At 68.5% G+C, this 19,055-nt stretch carries 20 protein-coding genes; 13 read left to right on the forward strand and 7 right to left on the reverse strand.

Features of this window, described 5'->3' with window-relative positions; genetic code table 11:
- Position 1: 1 nt before the first annotated feature.
- From ABFX45_RS20965 to moeA, 3 genes are all read right to left on the reverse strand, one after another.
- Positions 2-697, reverse strand: a complete 696-nt coding sequence (locus tag ABFX45_RS20965) for a phosphatidylserine decarboxylase (protein ID WP_109631538.1) — start codon at positions 695-697, stop codon at positions 2-4.
- Between the two features lie 203 nt (positions 698-900).
- Positions 901-2,313: a M48 family metallopeptidase gene (locus ABFX45_RS20970; protein WP_346131740.1), complete on the reverse strand. Its 1,413-nt coding sequence runs from the start codon at positions 2,311-2,313 to the stop codon at positions 901-903.
- A gap of 15 nt (positions 2,314-2,328) precedes the next feature.
- On the reverse strand, positions 2,329-3,525 hold the full coding sequence (moeA, locus tag ABFX45_RS20975) for a molybdopterin molybdotransferase MoeA (protein ID WP_267900045.1): 1,197 nt from the start codon (positions 3,523-3,525) through the stop codon (positions 2,329-2,331).
- Positions 3,526-3,595: 70 nt separating this feature from the next.
- On the opposite strand from moeA, the gene ABFX45_RS20980 reads away from it, so the two are divergent.
- The 5 genes from ABFX45_RS20980 to ABFX45_RS21000 all read left to right on the forward strand — a co-directional run bounded on the left by ABFX45_RS20980 (position 3,596) and on the right by ABFX45_RS21000 (position 8,287).
- Positions 3,596-4,237 (forward strand): AIM24 family protein, encoded by a 642-nt coding sequence (locus ABFX45_RS20980; protein WP_109633110.1) that lies wholly within the window; start codon positions 3,596-3,598, stop codon positions 4,235-4,237.
- Positions 4,238-4,316: 79 nt separating this feature from the next.
- A complete protein-coding gene (locus ABFX45_RS20985) occupies positions 4,317-4,520 on the forward strand; it encodes a cold-shock protein (RefSeq protein ID WP_065915056.1) in 204 nt (67 codons plus the stop codon).
- A 59-nt stretch (positions 4,521-4,579) separates the two neighbouring features.
- On the forward strand, positions 4,580-5,803 hold the full coding sequence (locus ABFX45_RS20990) for a protein kinase domain-containing protein (protein WP_346131741.1): 1,224 nt from the start codon (positions 4,580-4,582) through the stop codon (positions 5,801-5,803).
- Positions 5,804-6,029: 226 nt separating this feature from the next.
- The gene (groL, locus tag ABFX45_RS20995) at positions 6,030-7,649 is read left to right on the forward strand and encodes a chaperonin GroEL (protein ID WP_109631545.1); all 1,620 of its coding nucleotides are present in this window, start codon (positions 6,030-6,032) and stop codon (positions 7,647-7,649) included.
- 410 nt (positions 7,650-8,059) lie between these two features.
- Positions 8,060-8,287 (forward strand): hypothetical protein, encoded by a 228-nt coding sequence (locus ABFX45_RS21000; protein ID WP_346131742.1) that lies wholly within the window; start codon positions 8,060-8,062, stop codon positions 8,285-8,287.
- 517 nt (positions 8,288-8,804) lie between these two features.
- On the opposite strand, the gene ABFX45_RS21005 is transcribed toward ABFX45_RS21000, so the two are convergent.
- Together ABFX45_RS21005 and ABFX45_RS21010 are read right to left on the reverse strand one after the other, a co-directional pair.
- On the reverse strand, positions 8,805-9,281 hold the full coding sequence (locus tag ABFX45_RS21005; RefSeq protein WP_428834180.1) for a carboxypeptidase regulatory-like domain-containing protein: 477 nt from the start codon (positions 9,279-9,281) through the stop codon (positions 8,805-8,807).
- 5 nt (positions 9,282-9,286) lie between these two features.
- Positions 9,287-9,892, reverse strand: coding sequence for an RNA polymerase sigma factor (locus ABFX45_RS21010; RefSeq protein WP_109631551.1), 606 nt, complete (start codon positions 9,890-9,892; stop codon positions 9,287-9,289).
- 367 nt (positions 9,893-10,259) lie between these two features.
- On the opposite strand from ABFX45_RS21010, the gene ABFX45_RS21015 reads away from it, so the two are divergent.
- The 5 genes from ABFX45_RS21015 (at position 10,260) to ABFX45_RS21035 (ending at position 15,357) form a co-directional block, all read left to right on the forward strand.
- Complete coding sequence (locus tag ABFX45_RS21015; RefSeq protein ID WP_109631556.1) at positions 10,260-10,919, forward strand: copper homeostasis protein CutC; 660 nt, start codon at positions 10,260-10,262, stop codon at positions 10,917-10,919.
- 79 nt (positions 10,920-10,998) lie between these two features.
- Positions 10,999-12,276: an extracellular solute-binding protein gene (locus ABFX45_RS21020; RefSeq protein ID WP_109631559.1), complete on the forward strand. Its 1,278-nt coding sequence runs from the start codon at positions 10,999-11,001 to the stop codon at positions 12,274-12,276.
- Between the two features lie 2 nt (positions 12,277-12,278).
- Positions 12,279-13,163, forward strand: coding sequence for a carbohydrate ABC transporter permease (locus ABFX45_RS21025; RefSeq protein WP_109631563.1), 885 nt, complete (start codon positions 12,279-12,281; stop codon positions 13,161-13,163).
- A complete protein-coding gene (locus tag ABFX45_RS21030; RefSeq protein WP_233439172.1) occupies positions 13,160-13,993 on the forward strand; it encodes a carbohydrate ABC transporter permease in 834 nt (277 codons plus the stop codon). Before ABFX45_RS21025 ends, ABFX45_RS21030 begins: the two co-directional genes overlap by 4 nt.
- Positions 13,990-15,357: a beta-N-acetylhexosaminidase gene (locus ABFX45_RS21035; protein WP_109631566.1), complete on the forward strand. Its 1,368-nt coding sequence runs from the start codon at positions 13,990-13,992 to the stop codon at positions 15,355-15,357. Before ABFX45_RS21030 ends, ABFX45_RS21035 begins: the two co-directional genes overlap by 4 nt.
- Here ABFX45_RS21035 and ABFX45_RS21040 read toward each other — a convergent pair whose 3' ends face one another.
- Positions 15,358-15,588 (reverse strand): PspC domain-containing protein, encoded by a 231-nt coding sequence (locus ABFX45_RS21040; protein WP_109631571.1) that lies wholly within the window; start codon positions 15,586-15,588, stop codon positions 15,358-15,360.
- Between the two features lie 97 nt (positions 15,589-15,685).
- The gene (locus tag ABFX45_RS21045) at positions 15,686-16,069 is read right to left on the reverse strand and encodes a VOC family protein (RefSeq protein ID WP_109631575.1); all 384 of its coding nucleotides are present in this window, start codon (positions 16,067-16,069) and stop codon (positions 15,686-15,688) included.
- A 32-nt stretch (positions 16,070-16,101) separates the two neighbouring features.
- Between ABFX45_RS21045 and ABFX45_RS21050 the strand changes: the two genes are divergently transcribed.
- From ABFX45_RS21050 to ABFX45_RS21060, 3 genes are read left to right on the forward strand one after another with little or no spacing between them, the layout of a single operon-like run.
- The gene (locus ABFX45_RS21050) at positions 16,102-16,932 is read left to right on the forward strand and encodes an AAA family ATPase (protein WP_109631579.1); all 831 of its coding nucleotides are present in this window, start codon (positions 16,102-16,104) and stop codon (positions 16,930-16,932) included.
- Positions 16,929-17,903, forward strand: a complete 975-nt coding sequence (locus tag ABFX45_RS21055; protein ID WP_109631582.1) for a vWA domain-containing protein — start codon at positions 16,929-16,931, stop codon at positions 17,901-17,903. The genes ABFX45_RS21050 and ABFX45_RS21055 overlap by 4 nt, the downstream gene beginning before the upstream one ends.
- Positions 17,896-18,987, forward strand: coding sequence for an XdhC family protein (locus tag ABFX45_RS21060; RefSeq protein WP_109631585.1), 1,092 nt, complete (start codon positions 17,896-17,898; stop codon positions 18,985-18,987). Before ABFX45_RS21055 ends, ABFX45_RS21060 begins: the two co-directional genes overlap by 8 nt.
- Positions 18,988-19,055 lie beyond the last annotated feature (68 nt).

Raw genomic sequence — 19,055 nt, forward strand, 5'->3', positions numbered from 1 at the left:
GTCAGGCCTCCGGCAGTTCGGCGAGAACGGTCTCCCCGCCGATCGTGCGCTGGCCGGCCTCGACCAGGACGCGGCTGCCGCGCGGGACGTAGAGGTCCACGCGCGAGCCGAAGCGGATCAGGCCGTAGGTCTGGCCGGCGGCGACCTTCTCGCCCTCGGCGACCTCGCAGACGATGCGGCGCGCGACCAGGCCGGCGATCTGCACGACGACGAGGTCGTGGCCGTTGACGGTGCGCAGCCAGACGGTGTTGCGCTCGTTCTCCTCGGAGGCCTTGTCGAGGTCGGCCGAGAGGAACTTGCCGGGGTGGTACGAGACCTGGACGATCTCGCCGTCCGCGGGCACGCGCTGCACGTGCACGTCGAAGACGGACAGGAACACGCTGACGCGCGTCATCGGCTCGGAACCGAGGCCGAGCTCGGCGGGCGGGACGGCGTCGACCACGTGGGAGACGGTGCCGTCGGCCGGTGCGACCGCGATGTTCGGGCGGGTCGGCGTCACGCGCTTCGGCTCGCGGAAGAACCACGCGACCCACGCCGTGACCAGGCCGAGGACGACGCCGAGTCGCTTGAAGCGCAGGCGGACGAGGAGGGTCGCGATCGCCGCACCGGCGACGAACGGGCGTCCGGCCGGGTGCATCGGCGGCACCATGCCGCGCGCGAGTTCGAGGAAGTGGGAGACGGGCTTCTCGCTGCTCATCGTGTCTGTGGGTCCGTAGCTTCCGTGAGTTGTCGGGCGGCATCACGCTACGCCAACACACCAAACCGCCCAGCAGTACTGTCGAGAACGCAAGTGGCCGGTCGGCTCGTGCATCCCCCGACGAATGCACGCGCCGACCGGCACCTCCGTTCAGTGTAATCCCCGTCACATGGCGTGAACAACGCCGGTCGGTGAGCGTTCCGTCACAGTCCGTCGACGCCGATCGCCTGCAGACGAAGCCGCACTTCAGCGACGCGGGAAGCATCACGGACGGCGGGAGCAACGAGATCGTCCGGATAGACCGCAGCTCCGTCCGGCAGTCGCAGCGCGAACAGCCCGCCCCAGTTGATTTCCAGCACGGCGCGTCCCGCGGTCACGAGCTGGTCGGCGACCGCGCAGGCGAGGAGTTCCGTCACGGTGTCGACGGCAGCCTCGTGCACCTGCTCCGGCGTCAGTGAGGCGTCGACCGGCCTGCCGGTCAACCGGTGCAGTTCGCCGCGTTCGAGGCACGCCAGGACGGCGGCGAGGGTGTCGCCGACCTTGCTCACCCGGCCGGCGTGCCGCAACGCTTCCGCGTAGCGGCGGACCAGCACGTGACCGGTCAGCGGGGCGAGCTCCTCCCACGTGATCGGCAGGCCCTCGACCTCGATCAGCGCCGCCACGGCCTCGGGTGGCGTGCCGTCCAGCAACGTCCACGCCGGTCGTTCGTCGAGGCTCACGGCGGAGACGGAGGGCAGCAGCGCCATCGCGGCCACCCGCTCACGCACCGGCGGATGGCTGTCGAAGATCGACGTCGGCTCCTGCTCGGCCAGCACCGGCTCCAGCTCGCGCAGCTGGTGCACGCGCCGCGGGTGGTCCAGGTAGTGGCGGAAGCCCTCGACCAGCGGCGGGGTGCGGCCCGCGAGGACCGCGAGCGAGACGTACCAGCGCAGGTAGTCGCTCCACGCCTCGCCGACCGGACCGATCCGCAGCAACGCCCGCCGTGCCGCCTCCTGACCCGCCGCGGCCACTGCGACCTCGTCGGCGAACCGCTCGTGCTCCCGGCTCTCCGATGCTGCGACCAGCGCGTACAGCTTTGCCCACCCGTACAGCAGCCGCATGAAGTCGCCCTGGTTGACCGCGAGCTCCAGGGCGACCTTCGCGCGGAACGTCACCGCGGACACCTGCGTGTGCCCGCCGCCGTAGTGGCCGAGCTCGTGCGCGAGAACGGACCGCAGCTCGCCGATCGACAACCCGGCCACCAGCGGCAGGCCGAGCTGCAGGTAGCGGGTGCCACGGCGTTCCCAGACGCCCGCGTTCGCTTCCGGGATCAGCCGGACGTCGTCGGGGCTGCGGGTACCCGCGAGCGCCGCCAGCTCGTCGACGTGCCGCCACAGCTCGGGATGCGCCGCGCGGGTCATCGGGACCCCGGTCGGCGCCGGCCTGGCGAAGATCGCGCGCAGCACCGCCCACAGCATCGGCACGGCGACGCTCGCGGCGAAGAACGCCATCCAGCCGCCGCCCTGGAAGTCGCCGATCCGGAACCGCCAGACCGAGACCACGACCAGAAAGGCCGTGAGTGCGGCACCGAGCACGAAGAACCCGGCGAGCATCACCAGCGCGAGTACGGCTCGCATCCCCCAGCCGCCCTTCTACTGCAGGTATCTGACGGTGACCTCGGCTCCCGCCGCCAGCTCCGTCACGTCCTGCGGCACCTCGATCAGGCAGTTCGACAGCGCGAGCGCCGACAGCAGGTGCGACCCCGGGCCGCCGACCGGCGTCACGACCTGACCGGACGACGGGTCGTACAGGCCGCGCCGGAACTGCGTCTTACCAGCAGGAGACGTCAGCGTGGTCGTCACGGTTGCCCGCGCGGACGGCCGTTCGACCTGAGCGTGCCCCATCGACCTGAGCAGCGCGGGACGCACGAAGACCTCGAACGACACCTGCGCGCTCACCGGGTTGCCCGGCAGGGTCAGCACCGGCACGCCCTCGTAGGTGCCCGCACCCTGCGGCCCTCCTGGCTGCATGGCGACCTTCGTGAACCGCACGTCGTGGCTGACGAGGGCGTCCTTGACCACCTCGTACGCGCCCGCGCTGACCCCGCCGGACGTCACGATCACGTCCACGGAGCCGAGGTACGGCGCCAGTGCGCGGTGGAAGGCGTCCACGTCGTCGGGCACGAACCGCAGTTGCACGGCGATGCCTCCCGCTTCCCGCACGGAAGAGGCGAGCATCATGCCGTTCGACTCGTAGATCTGACCGGGCTGCAGCGGCCGGCCGGGTTCGACCAGCTCGGAGCCCGTGGACAGGATCAGCACCCGCGGACGGCGGCGCACCGGCAGCTCCGCGAGCCCGAGCGCCGACGCGAGACCGAGCTGGGCCGGGCGCAGCACGGTGCCGGCGACCAGCACCGGGTCACCCTTCTGCACGTCGTCGCCCGCGGTCCGGATGTTCGTGCCCTCCGCGACGGACGCGTTGATCGTCACCGTCTCGGTGCCGCCGTCGGTCAGCTCGACCTGGATCACCGCGTCCGCACCCGGCGGGACCGGGGCGCCGGTCATGATCCGCTGGACGGTGCCGGGCTCGAGCGGGTTGAGCTGCGTCCGGCCCGCGGGGATGTCGTCGGCCACGGGGAGGCGGACCGGGATCGTCCCCGCGAGGTCGGCGGCGCGGACGGCGTACCCGTCCATCGCGGAGTTGTCGAACGGCGGCAGGGAAACGGGCGCGATGACGTCGGCGGCGAGCACGAGCCCGAGGCACTCGTCGAGCGTGAGCTGCAGCACGGGCATCAGCCCGACGAGCTCCGCGACGCGCTGGCGGTGTTCGGCGACTGTGGTGGGGGACACGACTGCATACTGCCAAGACGAGGTGATCGTGACGATCGCCTGGACCAGTTCGTCCCCGGAGGTGTTGCTCGTGCAGGTCCGGACCCGGCACACACCGACGTTCGGCGTGGCGAGGCTCGTGCTCGCGCCCGGAGAGATGGTGCTGGTCGACCCGGTCACCGTGGTGGCCACGAGCTACGGCCTCTCGGTCGACGTGAAGGGCGCCGGTGCCAAGGCGGTCGCGCTGTGCACGGCGGGCGCGGAGGGCGGCTGGGTGGACACGGCGCCCGTGCTGCCCGGCGACCTGCACCTCGTCGAGCTCGACGGCACGCACGGCTGGTGCGTCTCCCGGCTCGGCTGGGTCGCGTCGAGCAGCACGGTGGCGATGAATCCAGAGGCGCCGCCGTTGCAGGCGCTCTTCGGCGGCCTCGAAGGTTTCCTGAACTACGCGCACGGCAAGGGCGGTGTGGTGCTCTCCTGTTACGGCGCGCTCGATCTCGTGACGCTGGAGGCGGGCGAGGCCGTGACGATCAGCAGCGACCACGTGATGGCGTTCGCGGACACCGTGCAATGCCGTCTTCGCCCGTCCGTACCCGATGCGGCGCAATCCATTCACACCGGTGAGGGCCTGGTGTTCGACTTCGCAGGTCCCGGTGCCGTGCTGACCCAGACGCGCGGACCCCGCCGGCTCACCACCTGGTTGCGCGCCAACGGAGTCAGCTTTCGTTCATGACTCCGTAAGGAGGTATCCGAGTGACTTTTCTTCTTTTAGCGTTGCGTTCTGCTCTTTGCGTGATCTGAAGGAGGACGCCTTGGCTCTCGGTACCGTCAAGTGGTTCAACTCCGAAAAGGGATACGGCTTCATCGCAACCGATGGCGGGCCCGACGTGTTCGTGCACTACTCGGCGATCCAGATGGAAGGCTTCCGGACCCTCAGCGAGGGCGACCGGGTGGAGTTCGAGGTGCAGGCCGGACGGGACGGACGCAGCCAGGCGTCGGACGTGCGAAAGGCGTGAGCATCACTCTTTGACCAACCCTCAGCACGGTGATCTGCGCGGGCGTTAGGCTGCCTCGCGTGTCAGAGGACCTGAGCGGACGGCGGATCGCGCACTACCGGATCGACGGCGTGCTCGGTCGCGGTGGCATGAGCGTGACCTACAAGGCCACTGACGTGAGACTTGGCAGGAAAGTCGCGCTCAAGGTCATCGGTGAGCACCTCGCACCCGACGCGGAGTTCCGCGAGCGGTTCGTCGACGAGGCGCGCAACACCTCCGCCATCGACCACGCGAACATCGTGCCGCTGTACGACTTCGACGAGGTCGACGGCCTGCTCTACATCGCGATGCGGCTGGTCGACGGCCAGGACCTCTCCGGGCACATCAAGGAGGGGCCGCTCACCCCTGCCCGCACGCTGACCCTGCTCGCCCAGGTCGCCGAAGCGCTCGACATGTTGCACGGCAAGGGCCTCGTGCACCTCGACGTGAAGCCGGCCAACGTCCTCGTGACGACCAAGGAAGGCGTGCGCGAGCACGTCTACGTCGCCGACTTCGGCCTCACCCGCCGCGGCGCCACCGGCCACCGCACTCGAACGGGTGATTTCCTCGGTTCGCCGACCTACGCGGCGCCGGAGCACCTGCGCGGCGAGCCCGTCGACGGCCGCACCGACCAGTACGCGCTGGCCTGCATGCTCTTCGCGTGCCTCTCCGGCCGTCCGCCGTTCCAGGGCGGCGTGCAGAAGGTCATCCAGGGCCACCTCGGCCAGACCGTTCCGCCGTTGTCCCAGCTCGTGGCGTTGCCGCCGGTCATCGACGACGTGATCCGCAAGGGCACCTCGAAGGACCCGTCGCAGCGGTACGCGAACTGCGCGGAGCTCATCGCCGCTGCGCGTGTGGCTCTCGCCGGGGTCGCGCAAAGCTCGGCTCCCACTCAACTCGGCCCCGCGTCCGGCTCGATTCCCGTGCAGTCGCCGGTGTCCGGGCCGACGCCCGTGCAACAGGGTCCGTACCAGGGCGCCTTCGGTCAGCAGCCGCTCGCCGACCCCGTCCGGTTGCGTCCGCCGAACCAGGTGGGCGTGAGCGCCTTCACGGCGTCGAAGAAGGAACGGCCGGTGTGGTTCGCGCCGGTCATCGCCGCTGCGGCGGCGATCGTGGTGATCGTCATCGTGGTGATCATCCTGTCGCCCGGTGACGAGCCCGCGCGCCAGCCCAAGACGAACTCCTCGCCGACGCTGCAGCTCGACGACGAGTCGACGTCGAAGAAGCCGCTGCCGACCTCTGTGCCGGTGCGCACGTCACGCTGACGTTCGCCGGGGTTCGCTTGCACTCGCCGTGCCCGAGTGCTAAACACGACTTAGCACTCGGCTCACCCGAGTGCCAAAGCAGTGAGGCTGGGACGGTGAGGCACCCTCGTGATCAACGGGGGAGTCGTCCGTCGCGGGCACCGAGCCTGGCCACTCGCACCGTGTTCCGCTGTGGGCGTGCGCCCGCAGTGGCCCAGAATCCACAAAGGCGGAGGAACACACCGCAATGGCCAAGATGATTGCGTTCGACGAGGAAGCCCGTCGCGGTCTCGAGCGCGGGATGAACATCCTCGCTGACGCCGTCAAGGTGACGCTCGGCCCCAAGGGCCGCAACGTCGTGCTCGAGAAGAAGTGGGGCGCGCCGACCATCACCAACGATGGTGTCTCCATCGCGAAGGAGATCGAGCTCGAGGACCCGTGGGAGAAGATCGGGGCCGAGCTCGTCAAGGAGGTCGCGAAGAAGACCGACGACGTCGCGGGTGACGGCACCACCACCGCGACGGTGCTGGCACAGGCTCTGGTCCGCGAGGGCCTGCGCAACGTGGCCGCGGGTGCGAACCCGCTCGGCCTCAAGCGCGGCATCGAGCAGGCCGTCGAGGCTGTCGCCGAGCAGCTCCTGAAGGCCGCCAAGGAGATCGAGACGAAGGAGCAGATCGCTGCTACCGCGTCCATCTCCGCCGCTGACCCCACGATCGGCGAGCTCATCGCCGAGGCGATGGACAAGGTCGGCAAGGAAGGCGTCATCACCGTCGAGGAGAGCAACACCCTCGGGCTCGAGCTGGAGCTCACCGAAGGTATGCGCTTCGACAAGGGTTACATCTCCGGTTACTTCGTGACCGACCCCGAGCGTCAGGAAGCGACCCTCGAGGACCCGTACATCCTGCTGTTCGGCTCCAAGATCTCCACGGTCAAGGACCTGCTCCCGCTGCTCGAGAAGGTCATGCAGTCCGGCAAGCCGCTGCTGATCATCTCCGAGGACGTCGAGGGCGAGGCCCTGGCCACGCTGGTCGTCAACAAGATCCGCGGCACGTTCAAGTCCGTCGCCGTCAAGGCGCCCGGATTCGGTGACCGCCGCAAGGCCATCCTCCAGGACATCGCCACCCTCACCGGTGGCCAGGTCATCACCGAGGACGTCGGCCTGAAGCTGGAGAACGCCGACATCTCGCTGCTGGGCAAGGCCCGCAAGGTCGTCGTCACCAAGGACGAGACGACCATCGTCGAGGGTGCCGGTGACGCCGACCAGATCCAGGGTCGCGTCAACCAGATCCGCGCCGAGATCGAGAAGTCGGACTCCGACTACGACCGCGAGAAGCTCCAGGAGCGCCTCGCCAAGCTCGCCGGCGGCGTCGCCGTCATCAAGGCGGGCGCGGCCACCGAGGTCGAGCTCAAGGAGCGCAAGCACCGCATCGAAGACGCGGTCCGCAACGCCAAGGCTGCGGTTGAAGAGGGCATCGTCGCCGGTGGTGGCGTTGCGCTGCTGCAGGCCGCCGAGGCTGCCTTCGCGGGCCTGCGCCTGACCGGCGACGAGGCCACCGGTGCCAACATCGTCAAGGTCGCCGTCGAGGCGCCGCTGAAGCAGATCGCCATCAACGCCGGCCTCGAAGGCGGCGTCGTGGTCGAGCGCGTCAAGTCCCTGCCTGCGGGCGAGGGCCTGGACGCCGCGACCGGCGAGTACAAGGACCTGGTCGCCGCGGGCATCATCGACCCGGCCAAGGTGACCCGTTCCGCGCTGCAGAACGCGGCCTCCATCGCGGCCCTGTTCCTGACGACCGAGGCTGTCGTCGCGGACAAGCCGGAGAAGAACGCTGCTCCGGCCGCGCCGGACGCCGGTGGCATGGACTTCTGAGTCCAGGCTTCAGGTCGACTGATTGGCCCGGTTCGCCTTTGGTGGGCCGGGCCTTTCGGTGTCCTCAGGGTTCTGTTCCAGCGTGGTTGCATGGGCCGTTTCGAGCCGGGTCACATTTCATCGCCGCTTCGCGACAATTGCGATTGGGGCTTGACTCCGGGGCCCTTGCGAGGCGCTCATCGGCCTATAAAGCCGGGCATAGGAGCGTCCGGCCGATCCGAAGACGGTAGAGCCTCGCATCCAAAGTCAAGCCCCAATCGCCAGCGTGCGTGGTTGCGTTTGTTGGGTCGGGTGCGGGAATTACCGGTTGGGCGGCGGTACATTGCCCTTTACGGCTCGCTTCGCTTCGCCACTAGGGTGGTATGCCGTGACCTGTTATTTTCTTGTGATCTTGCGGTAGATTAGAAAACGTGAGCGACACCGGACCCCTCTCCACCGACGAGCTGCTACGCGGCATCGTCGACGAGGTGACGGAAATCCGGATTCGCGAACATTCGGTCATGCAGAAGATCGCAGAGTTGGATCGGCGCGGGGCCCCGGCCGAACTCGGCTACAAGGATTTGCCGCACGTGTTGTGGCGCGCGGTCCGCTGGGACCGGAAAACCGCAAGGAAATGGTCATCCACGCCGCGCTGCTGAGTCGCGAGATCACGCCGACCCGAAAATCCCGCGCGCGGCAAAGGCAAAGGCGACGCCGAGGACAGGAAGCAGCCGCAAAGGTGAAGCTGGGCCCAGGAACCAACCGCAAGGCGAAGCCGTGGCGCCCCTCGAAAACAACCGCGATGGCGAAGCCGAGCCGGACAGGGCAATTCCACGCCGTGCAAGCGGTAATTACCGCACCCGACCGCCCTACGCGCCCACGTACGCTGGCGATTGAGGCTTGACTTTGGGTGCGAGGTGCTACCGTGTTCGGATCGGCCGGGCGCTTTACATGCCCGGCTTTTATAGGCCGATGAGCGCCTCGCAAGGGCCCCGAAGTCAAGCCCCAATCGCAATCGTCGCGAAGCGGCGATGAAATGACCCGGCTCGTCAATGCCCACGCAAGCACGCAGGAAGGCGCCGAACCTGCAGCAAGCCAACCCCCGCACGGTGCCGACCACGCCTACAAGCCCTACCGCCGCAAACCCCAGAAACCCCAGTCAACACCGCCACAAACTCACAGCATGATCGTCGGCGTGACCACGGTCCGCCCAGGCTCCCCGTGCGAATCCACCAGGTGCACCAGGATCTGGGTGGTTCCGGCCGGCACGTCGGGCAGCACGAACCGCCCGCCGTCGTCCGCACGAGTGCACGAGGACTTGTGATCGGCGACTCGGACCTCGACCGTGTGCTCCCCGGCGGGAACCAGCCATCCGTCGATCCGGTGGCGGGACCCGGTGGAGGTGAAGTTCACCATCAACGTCAGGTTGTCCACGGTGAACGTGATGGTGCCGGTCTGGCCGCCCCGCACCCCGGCGAACGACCCGGCACGCTCCCACCGGGCGACTTCCACGTCCAGGGATTCCAAAGCGATCGCGAACTTCACGCGGTCCACCAGGTCGGCCGGTGGCGGGTCCAGTTCGTCGACGAGCCTGTTCAACTCGGAGAGGACTGCGGTGTCCTCAAGGCCCCTGCGGTCGTCGCGCGGGTCGATCTCGTTCACCGCGATCCTCCTTCCGTCTCCAGGTAGTTGCGCAGCAGTGTCAGGCACCGTCCCCTGGTCGGACCGATGCTGCCGTGGGGCATGGCGAGGGCCTCGGCGACTGCCCGGTACTCGGCGCGCCCCGCGAGCACGGTGAGCCGGAGCAGTTCCTGGCACCTGGTGGTCAGCCGGCCGAACGCGAGCCACAGCCTGCGGTCGCGGTCGTCCATCAGCGTCACGTCCTCGGGCAGGCCGGTGTCGGACTCGAGCTGTTCGGCGTATTCGTCGGACAGGTGCGTCTCACGCTTGTTGGGTGTCCAGGTTCGGCGTGCTTCACGCCTCGTTGTGACCACCAGGTAGCCGACCAGGGCTTTGGGCTCGTTGATGTTCTCGATGTTCTTCAAGAACGCGAGCCACACGGTCTGCACGACGTCTTCCGCGGCGGCCCTGTCCAGGCCCTGGCCGCGGGCTACGTGCCACAGCAGTGGGGTCAGCTCGGTCACCAGGACGTCCAGTGCGTCGCGGTTGCCTTCGCGCGCGGCTGCCACACACACCGCGTGCCGTTCGGTGCCCTCAAGTCCGTCCCACGGCGGACGGTCATCCGCCGTGTGCAGCTCGTCCACGCCAGCACCTCCGATCGGCCGCCCTGTCAGCGCCGTCCGCCAACTCATGAAGGGCTAACTGAGCGGTAGATACAAAATTCACTCGATTGGACCAGTATCACCGCCGCAGCCGACCTCATCTTTCCCTGGGCACGCCAGCGGCCCGTGATTCCCCCTCCGCATCACGGGCCGCCATGGTGGGAGCCGCGCCAGCCGGCACCCCTCGAACCGGCTGACGCGAACTCCACGCCTGAACAAAGCGCTCACACAGAAAGAGCGGAACTCAGGCGACCAGATACAGCTTCTGACGCACGAACCGGCGGCGCGGCTCCGAATTCGCGAAAGCACATTCAGCAGCCGCGTTTCAGCGGCCGTTATGGTCTAGACCATGCCGATTCTCGAAGTGATCGCACTGAACGCGACGGACGCCGAGGCTGCCCAAGAGGGTGGCGCGCACCGGCTGGAGCTGGTCTCGGACATGGCCTCCGACGGCCTCACCCCGTCGATCGCCACCTTCAAAGAGGTGCGGAACAGCACCGACCTTCCCATTCGCGTGATGCTCAGGGACGCCAAGGGGTTCGCGCCCGGCAACCTCAAGCAGCTGCGCAGGCAGGCCTGGGAGCTGCGTGAAGCCGGCGCCACGGAGTTCGTCCTCGGCTTCCTCGACGCCGGGGGTGAGATCGACGAGGGCGTCACGCTGAACCTCGTCGCCGAGCTGGAGGGCTGCGCGTGGACGTTCCACCGCGCGCTCGACAACTCCAACGACGTCTTCCGTTCGTGGGGGATCGTGAAGACGCTCGGCTGCGACACGGTCCTCGCCGCCGGCAGTCCGAAGGGCGTCGAGGACGGTCTCGGGAACCTGAAGGAACTCGTCGCCCAGGCGCCTCCCGCACTGCTCGTCGGTGGTGGTCTCCAGCAGCACCACGTGCCGGAACTGCTGGCAGCGGGCGTGACGGGCTTCCACGTCGGCAGCGCTGTCCGCCCGGCGGGCTGGGAGTCGCCGGTCGAGATGGCATCGGTTCGGGAATGGGTCAACCGTCTGGTCTAGACCCTTGACCCAGACCGTTCTACAGTCACGTTGCTTCCTGTGAAATGGCCGTTGCAACATGTGCAATGCGGAGGGCGCGATGAGGCTGAAGACACTCGTGGCCGTGCTGGGCGTGGGCGCGGTGGTCGCCTGCGCACCGGTGCAGTCCGGACCGACGAACACCAGCACCGACGAGAAGACCGGGCAACTGCGGGTCTGGCTGTTCGACGAGGTCAACCGCGGTCCCAAGGAAGCCGTGGTCAAGGAGGCGATCTCCGAGTTCCAGGGCAAGCACAACGGCGTCACCGTCGACGTGCAGTACATCCAGGTGTCGAGCAGGGCGGAACGCTTCAAGGCCGCCTTCAGCGACCCGAAGAGCGCGCCGGACGTCGCCGAGTTCGGCAACACCGACCTCGCGGGCTACGTCTCCGCCGGCGGCTTCTCCGAGCTCGACCTCAACGGTTGGAGCGAGTCCAAGGACCTGGTCCCGACGATCCTCGACACGGCCAAGGTCGACGGCAAGACCTACGGTGTGCCGTGGTTCGTGGGCGTCCGCGCGCTCTACTACCGCACTGACGTCTTCGCCGAGCTCGGCCTCAAGCCGCCGGCGACGCTGGACGAGATCGCGCCGTTGGCCCGCCAGATCAGGCAGCGCAAGCCCGAGCTCATCGGCATCTCCGCCGGCGGCAAGTACCTGTTCGCCGCGCTGCCGTTCATCTGGGCCAACGGCGGCGAGATCGCCAAACAGGACGGCGGCAAGTTCACCGCCACCATCGACAGCGCCGAGGCCAAGGCCGGTGTCGCCAAGTACGCCGAGCTGATCAAGGACGACATCTGCCCGCCCGCCACCTGCGCGGGCAACGGCGGTGACGCGAGCGTCGAGGCGTTCCGCGCCGGCAAGGCCGCGATGACCATCGGCGGCGACTTCAACCGGAAGTCCGTGGACGCGTCGAGTGCGGCCGGCAAGTACGCGGTGGTGCCGCTGCCCGGCAAGACCGCGGGTTCGATCGCGCCCGCGTTCGCCGGCGGCAACCTGCTGGGCGTCATGAAGGGCACGCAGCGCAAGACGCTCGCGAACGAGTTCGTGCAGCTGCTCGCGTCGAAGAAGTACCAGCAGAAGATGTACACGGCGATGGGCAACCTGCCGACGTTCAGCGACGTGCAGAAGCAGGTCAGCGACTCCGACAAGTTCCTGGAGCCGTTCACGAAGACCCTGCAGTCCGGCACGAAGTTCGTTCCCGTCACCCCGGCGTGGGCGAAGATCGAGGCGCAGACCGTGCTGCCGACGATGATCCAGGAGGTCGTCACCGGCGCGAAGAACGTCGACGCGGCCGCCGCGAGCGCCGCCCAGACGATGAACGCGGCCTTCGCATCGTGAGCATGACGGCCAGAGGTCAGGGGCGGACCGCCTTCGCCTACCTGACCCCAGCGCTGCTGGTGCTGGCGGGCCTGCTGGCCTACCCGATCTACCAGTTGGTGCTCATCTCGCTCTACGACTACGGCCAGGAGCAGGTGAGCGGTGGCGCGCCGCTCACCTTCCTGGGCCTCGGCAACTACCAGAACCTGCTGGGGAACCAGCAGTTCTGGACGGTGCTCGGGCAGACCGTCGCCTTCGCGGCGGTCTGCGTGGTCGGCACGCTGATCGTGGGCGCTTTCCTCGCGATCCTGGCCACGAGGGTCAGGACGTGGGTGCGGATGACGTTGTTCCTGGCGGCGCTCGGCGCGTGGTCCACACCCGCCGTCGCCGGGTCGACGATCTGGCTCTTCCTGTTCGACGCGAACTTCGGGTTCGTCAACGAGGTCCTCGGCATCCAGGGCTTCTCCTGGACGTTCGACAAGTGGACCGCGTTCGGACTCGTTGCGGCACAGGTGATCTGGTGCTCGTTCCCGTTCGTCATGGTGACGCTCTACGCGGGCATCAAGGCGATCCCCGGCGAGGTGCTGGAGGCCGCGGCACTGGACGGCGCGTCGGCGTTCCGCACGGCGTGGAGCGTCACCCTGCCGTTGCTGCGGCCGATCATCCTCGTGGTGACGATCCAGTCGATCATCTGGGACTTCAAGGTGTTCACGCAGATCTACGTGATGACCAACGGCGGCGGCATCGCCGGGCGCAACCTCGTGCTCAACGTCTACGCCTACCAGCAGGCGTTCGCGGCGTCGGAGTACGGGCTGGGCGCGGCGATCGGTGTCGTGATGACCGTGCTGCTGCTGGTGATCACGCTGTTCTACCTCCGCGCGCTGCGGCGGTCGGGGGAGGCTCTGTGAAGCGCTGGCTGACCGAGGGGTTCGTCCTCGTCATCGCGGGAGTCGTGGCGTTTCCGCTGTTCTGGATGGTGCTGAGCGCGTTCAAGCCGGAGGACGAGATCATCTCGGCCGATCCGGTGCCGTGGACGACCCGGCCCACGCTGGACAGCTTCACGCGGGCGCTGACCGTCGCGAACTTCGGGCGCTACTTCCTGAACAGCGTGGTCGTCGCGTTGATCGTGGTGGCGCTGAGCATCCTGATCTCGTTCCTCGCCGCGACCGCGCTGACCCGCTTCCGGTTCCGCAGCCGCACCACGCTGCTGATCATGCTGCTGGTCGTGCAGATGGTGCCGGTCGAGGCGTTGACGGTGCCGCTGTTCTTCCTGATGCGGTCGGTCGGCGACTCCGTGCCGGCGTTCGGCCTCAACCACCTCGGCTCACTCGTGCTGGTGCACCTGGCGTTCAGCCTGCCGTTCGCGATCTGGATGCTGCGCGGGTTCGTCGCCGCGGTGCCGGTGGAGCTGGAGGAGGCCGCGACCCTGGACGGCGCCTCGCGGTTCCGGTTCCTCTGGCAGGTGCTGTTCCCGCTGGTGGCGCCGGGCCTGGTCGCGACGTCCGTGCTGTCGTTCATCCACGCCTGGAACGACTTCCTGTTCGCCAAGACGTTCATCATCTCGGCCGTGGAGAACCAGACCCTGCCGCTGGCTCTTCAGGTGTTCGTCAAACCCGACCAGAACGATTGGGGTGCGATCATGGCGGGCTCCACGCTGATGACGATCCCGGTGCTGATCTTCTTCATGCTGGTGCAGCGCCGCCTGGTGTCCGGACTGGCAGGGGCGGTGAAGGGATGAACCTCCTCCCGCGCCCGGTGTCCTATGTGGACGGCGGCAGGCTGTGCGAGTACCGGGGCTGGGAAACGGTTCTCGTCGACGGGCCACCCGGCGGCTATCGCCTGCTGTCGTCCGACGACGGCGTGCTGATCGAGGCGCACGACGCGGCCGGCGAGATGAACGCGCTGCAGACCCTGCGGCAGCTGCTGGGCGCGCAGGCGTTCCGGGCGGCGGGCGAGCGACCGTCCGTCATCCCGGCGTGCGAGATCGTCGACCACCCGCGGTTCGCCTGGCGTGGCGTGATGCTGGACGTGGCGCGGCACTTCCTGCCCAAACGGGAGGTGCTGCGGTACGTCGAGCTGCTGTCCGTGCACAAGCTCAACGTCCTGCACCTGCACCTCACCGACGACCAGGGCTGGCGCTTCGAGGTGAAGCGCTACCCGAAGCTCACGGAGGTCGGGGCGTGGCGGGAGGACTCGCGGTTCGGCGACCGGCGCTCCGGCGGGATGGCGGGCCGCCCGCACGGCGGTTTCTACACGCAGGACGACCTGCGGGAGATCGTCGAGTACGCACGGGCGCGGCACGTCGTCGTGATTCCCGAGATCGACATCCCCGGCCACTCGCAGGCGGCCATCGCGGCGTATCCCGAGCTGGGCCTGCACGGCGGCGGCGTGTGGACGGACTGGGGCATCAACGAACGCGTGCTGAACACCGAAGAGTCCACCGTGGACTTCTTTCGGACCGTGTTCGACGAGCTGATGGACGTGTTCCCCGGCGAGATCATCGGGCTCGGCGGCGACGAGGCTCCCGGCCACGACGGCGAGCTGGTGCGGGCGATCGCGCGGCACATCGTGCGCAGCGGGCGGCGGCCGTACGGGTGGGACGAGATCCTGGAGTCGGGTCCGCTGCCGGTCGGCACGATCGTCGCCTCGTGGCGCGGTGTCGAGGGCGGCGTCACGGCGATGCGCGAGGGCCACGACGTGGTGATGTGTCCGGAGCAGCACGTCTATCTGGACTACCGGCAGTCCGACTCACCGGACGAGCCGATTCCGGTGGGGACCGTGACCACGCTGGAGGACGTCTACGCGTGGGATCCGGTGCCTGCCGGGCTCACGGGTGAAGAACCCGGACGGTTGCTGGGGGCGCAGGCGAACATCTGGACCGAGCACCTGGACTCCGCCCGGCGGGTGGACTACGCGGCGTTCCCGAGGCTGGCCGCGTTCGCCGAGGTCATGTGGTCACCGGCGGAGAAGGATCCGGACTTCGTGGCACGGCTGGCGGAGCACCATCTGCCCAGGCTCGATGCCCTCGGGGTGGAGTACCGGCCCCTCAGCGGACCCCACCCCTGGCAACGACTCCCTGGTGTTCCCGGTTTTCCACGGTGATCACATCGCAGCGTCTTCCTCGGGCATGAGGATCCAGGCGGCGACGTAGAGGATCGCTCCGGTGCCGAACCCGAGCAGCGTCGCCGCCACCAGGATGATCCGCAGGATCGCGGCGTCCACCCCGATCATCTTGGCCACGCCACCGCAGACACCGGCGATCATCTTGTCGCTCCGGCTGCGGCGGAGCTTCTTGACCTGACTCGTCGCTTCGTTGAGCACGTTGTTCGTCATGGCTCAAGATTCGTCGAGACGAACGTCCCGCACATCGGTGACCACCCGGAACCCGACCCTGATTCCGGGCTCGGCTCTCAGGGCCCCGAAAGATGTGTCAGTCGAGACAGAACTCGTTGCCCTCGACGTCCTGCATGTTGAGGCACGACTCGTTCTCGCCATCGGCGAGCAGCAGCTGCCCACGCACCGCTCCGAGCGGGACCAGCCGTGCGCACTCGGCCTCGAGCGCGGCGAGACGCTCCTCGCCCACCAGCCCGGTGCCGACCCGCACGTCGAGGTGCACCCGGTTCTTGACGATCTTGCCCTCGGGCACGCGCTGGAAGTACAGCCGCGGACCCACCCCGGAGGGATCACTGGCCGCGTACCACGAGTCGTCGTGCTCATCCGGCCCGACGTACCCCAGCACCTCGCACCAGAACTTGCCGACGCGCACGGGTTCCGCGCAGTCGAACGTGACCTGTACCTGCCTCACCGACCCCATGAGCCCACCTTAAAGGGCCTAATCTGAGTGGCATGGAGTCCCCTGAGGAACTGGCGTCAGGGCTCGACCGCGCGGGGTACCTGCCGGACGGCGGAATCGCCACGGCGGCGTTCCTCGCGGTCCGGATGGGGCGGCCGCTGTTCCTCGAAGGCGAACCCGGCACCGGCAAGACCTCGCTCGCGCTGGCACTGGCCAAGGCCATGGACATCCCGCTCATCCGGCTGCAGTGTCACGAGGGCATCGACGCCACCCAGGCGCTGTACGACTGGGACTACCCGCGCCAGCTCATGCACCTGCGCGTCCTCGAAACCCGCGGCGAGGTGGACGAGGCTTCCCTCTACACGCGACGGTTCCTGCTGGCCCGGCCGTTGCTCCAGGCGCTGGAGAACGCGCCGTGCGTGCTGCTCGTCGACGAGATCGACCGGGCGGACGACGAGTTCGAGGCGTTCCTCCTCGAAGTCCTCTCCGAGCACGCGGTCAGCATCCCGGAGTTCGGCGAGATCAGGGCCTCGACGCCGCCGCTGACCGTGCTGACCTCGAACCGGACCCGCGAGGTGCACGACGCGTTGAAGCGCCGCTGCCTCTACCACTGGCTGGAGCACCCGAGCGTCGAGCGCGAGGTCGCGATCCTGCGCCGCACCCTGCCCGGCCTCGACGAACGGCTCGCGCGGCAGGTCGCCGAGGCCGTCGGGCAGATGCGCGGGCTCGACCTGCTGAAGCCGCCCGGTGTCGCGGAGTCGCTGGACTGGGCACGGGCGCTGCAGGCGCTCGGGCGCACCGAACCGGATGTGACGACCCTCGGTGCCGTGCTGAAGTACCGGGAGGACGCGGAGCGGGTCATCGGGAGCACAATCGTGGGGTGACGGAAGCCTGCGTGGGGTTCACGCGCGTCCTGCGGGGCGCCGGGCTGCAGTGCGGGCCGGACCGCGTCCAGGCCTATCTGCGGGCCACCGCGCACGTCGACCTCTACTGGGCCGGTCGCCTCACCCTGTGCGCGGACCCGGACGACCTGCCGCGCTACGACGCCGCCTACCGCGCGTACTTCGGCGGCACCCCACCCCGGCCGCGCGGCACGATCGAACTCGACTCCGTCTCCGTCGGTGTCGCGGCCTCCGAGGTGGAAGTGCTGCGCCACAAGGACATCTCCGAGTTCAACGCGGCACCGTTGATCGCTCGCCTGAAGCCGCTCCCGCCACGCAGGCGGTCGCGGCGCCTCCGGAAAGCCCGCCGCGGCCCAATCGACCTGGCCAGAACCGTGCGCGCGATGATCGAGATCGGCGGCGAGATCGCGTTGCCACGGCACCGGCGCCGGGGTGTGAAGGCGCGCAGGCTCGTGCTGTTGATCGACGTCTCCGGCTCGATGGCCGCCTATTCCGACGCGTTGCTGCGGTTCGCGCACGTCGTCGCGCACGCCATGCCGGTCGAGGTCCGCACGATCGGCACCAGGCTCACCCGCGTGACCCGCCAGCTGAGGGAACGCGACCCCGAACGGGCGTTGAAAGCCGCCGGCCGGACCATCCAGGACTACGAGGGCGGCACGCGGCTCGGTGAGGCGCTGCGGCGGTTCAACCAGCAGTGGCGGCAACGAGGCGCGGTGGTCGTGCTGTTCAGCGACGGCTGGGAACGTGGTGACCCGACCCTGCTGGCGAACGAGATGGCGAGGATGAGACGGGTGAGTCACAAGGTCATCTGGGCCAACCCGCACGCGGGCAAGCCCGGCTACCGGCCGGTGCAGAGCGGCGTGGTGGCAGCGCTTCCGCACGTCGACACGATGATTGCCGGCCACAGCGTGCACGCGCTGGAAGAGCTGCTGAAGGAAGTGCGCCATGCGTGATGTCCTGTTCGACCTCGCGGACCGGGTGGGCAAGGGCGAGACGGTCGGCGTCGGCACGGTGGTCGCGACCTTCAGCTCGGCGCCACGACCGGCAGGTGCCGCGATGCTGGTGACGCAGGACGGGGAGGCGATCGGCAGCGTGTCCGGCGGCTGCGTCGAGGGCGCCGTCTACGACCTCGCGCAGTCCACCGGCACTCCGGTTCTGCAGCGCTACGGGGTGAGCGACGACGACGCGTTCTCGGTAGGGCTGACCTGCGGCGGGATCATCGACATCTTCGTAGAGAAGATCAATGCCGAGACGTTTCCACAGCTCGGCGAGGTGGTGGAGACGGTCAGGGCCGAGCAGCCGGTAGCGGTCGCGACCGTCATCGAACACCCGGACGGCATCGGCCGCCGCATGGTCGTCTGGCCGGACCGGCGCGCCGGATCCCTCGGCTCCAGCAGGGCGGACGACGCGGTCACCGACGACGCGCGCGGCATGCTCGCGAGCGGCCGCAGTGGAGTGCTGCGGTACGGCCCGGACGGCCAGCGGCGTGGCGAGGGCATGAGCGTGTTCGTGAACTCCTTCGAGCCACCCGCGCGCATGCTCGTGTTCGGCGCGATCGACTTCGCGGCCTCGATGGCGAGGCTCGGCGCGTTCCTCGGCTACCGCGTGACGGTCTGCGATGCGCGACCGGTGTTCGCCACGCGCAGCCGTTTCCCGGAGGCCGACGAGGTCGTAGTGGACTGGCCGCACCGGTATCTCGAACGAGAAGCGTCCACATTGGACGAACGCACGGTGATCGCGGTGCTGACCCATGATCCCAAGTTCGACGTGCCGCTGCTGGAGGTCGCGTTGCGGCTCAAGGTCGGCTACGTCGGCGCGATGGGATCCCGCCGGACGCACGAAGATCGGCTGCAACGGTTGCGGGAGGCGGGTTTGACCGAGAGCGAGCTGAAGGCTCTGGCCTCGCCGATCGGCCTGGATCTGGGTGCCAGGACGCCGGAGGAGACTGCGGTGTCGATCGCCGCCGAGATCATTTCCTTGCGGTGGAAGGGAACTGGCAAGCGGCTGGTTGACCTTGGTGAACCGATCCACCACTGATCGGGTTGTTGAACCCCCGAACAGGGAGGAGGCTGAAGTGACCCTCGTCACCAATGGCCCACCACCCC

It is taken from the genome of Lentzea roselyniae, assembly GCF_039537795.1.
Classification (GTDB): Bacteria; Actinomycetota; Actinomycetes; order Mycobacteriales; family Pseudonocardiaceae; genus Lentzea; species Lentzea atacamensis.

What these genes read in the sequence shown, in the direction of transcription:
- ABFX45_RS21025 (WP_109631563.1), top strand. Translation starts at nt 12,279, where the DNA reads ATGACGGCCAGAGGTCAGGGGCGGACCGCCTTCGCCTACCTGACCCCA.
- groL (WP_109631545.1), top strand. Translation starts at nt 6,030, where the DNA reads ATGGCCAAGATGATTGCGTTCGACGAGGAAGCCCGTCGCGGTCTCGAG.
- ABFX45_RS21020 (WP_109631559.1), top strand. Translation starts at nt 10,999, where the DNA reads ATGAGGCTGAAGACACTCGTGGCCGTGCTGGGCGTGGGCGCGGTGGTC.
- ABFX45_RS21015 (WP_109631556.1), top strand. Translation starts at nt 10,260, where the DNA reads ATGCCGATTCTCGAAGTGATCGCACTGAACGCGACGGACGCCGAGGCT.
- ABFX45_RS20965 (WP_109631538.1), bottom strand. Translation starts at nt 697, where the DNA reads ATGAGCAGCGAGAAGCCCGTCTCCCACTTCCTCGAACTCGCGCGCGGC.
- ABFX45_RS21060 (WP_109631585.1), top strand. Translation starts at nt 17,896, where the DNA reads ATGCGTGATGTCCTGTTCGACCTCGCGGACCGGGTGGGCAAGGGCGAG.
- ABFX45_RS21050 (WP_109631579.1), top strand. Translation starts at nt 16,102, where the DNA reads ATGGAGTCCCCTGAGGAACTGGCGTCAGGGCTCGACCGCGCGGGGTAC.
- ABFX45_RS20970 (WP_346131740.1), bottom strand. Translation starts at nt 2,313, where the DNA reads ATGCGAGCCGTACTCGCGCTGGTGATGCTCGCCGGGTTCTTCGTGCTC.
- ABFX45_RS21040 (WP_109631571.1), bottom strand. Translation starts at nt 15,588, where the DNA reads ATGACGAACAACGTGCTCAACGAAGCGACGAGTCAGGTCAAGAAGCTC.
- ABFX45_RS21045 (WP_109631575.1), bottom strand. Translation starts at nt 16,069, where the DNA reads ATGGGGTCGGTGAGGCAGGTACAGGTCACGTTCGACTGCGCGGAACCC.
- ABFX45_RS21035 (WP_109631566.1), top strand. Translation starts at nt 13,990, where the DNA reads ATGAACCTCCTCCCGCGCCCGGTGTCCTATGTGGACGGCGGCAGGCTG.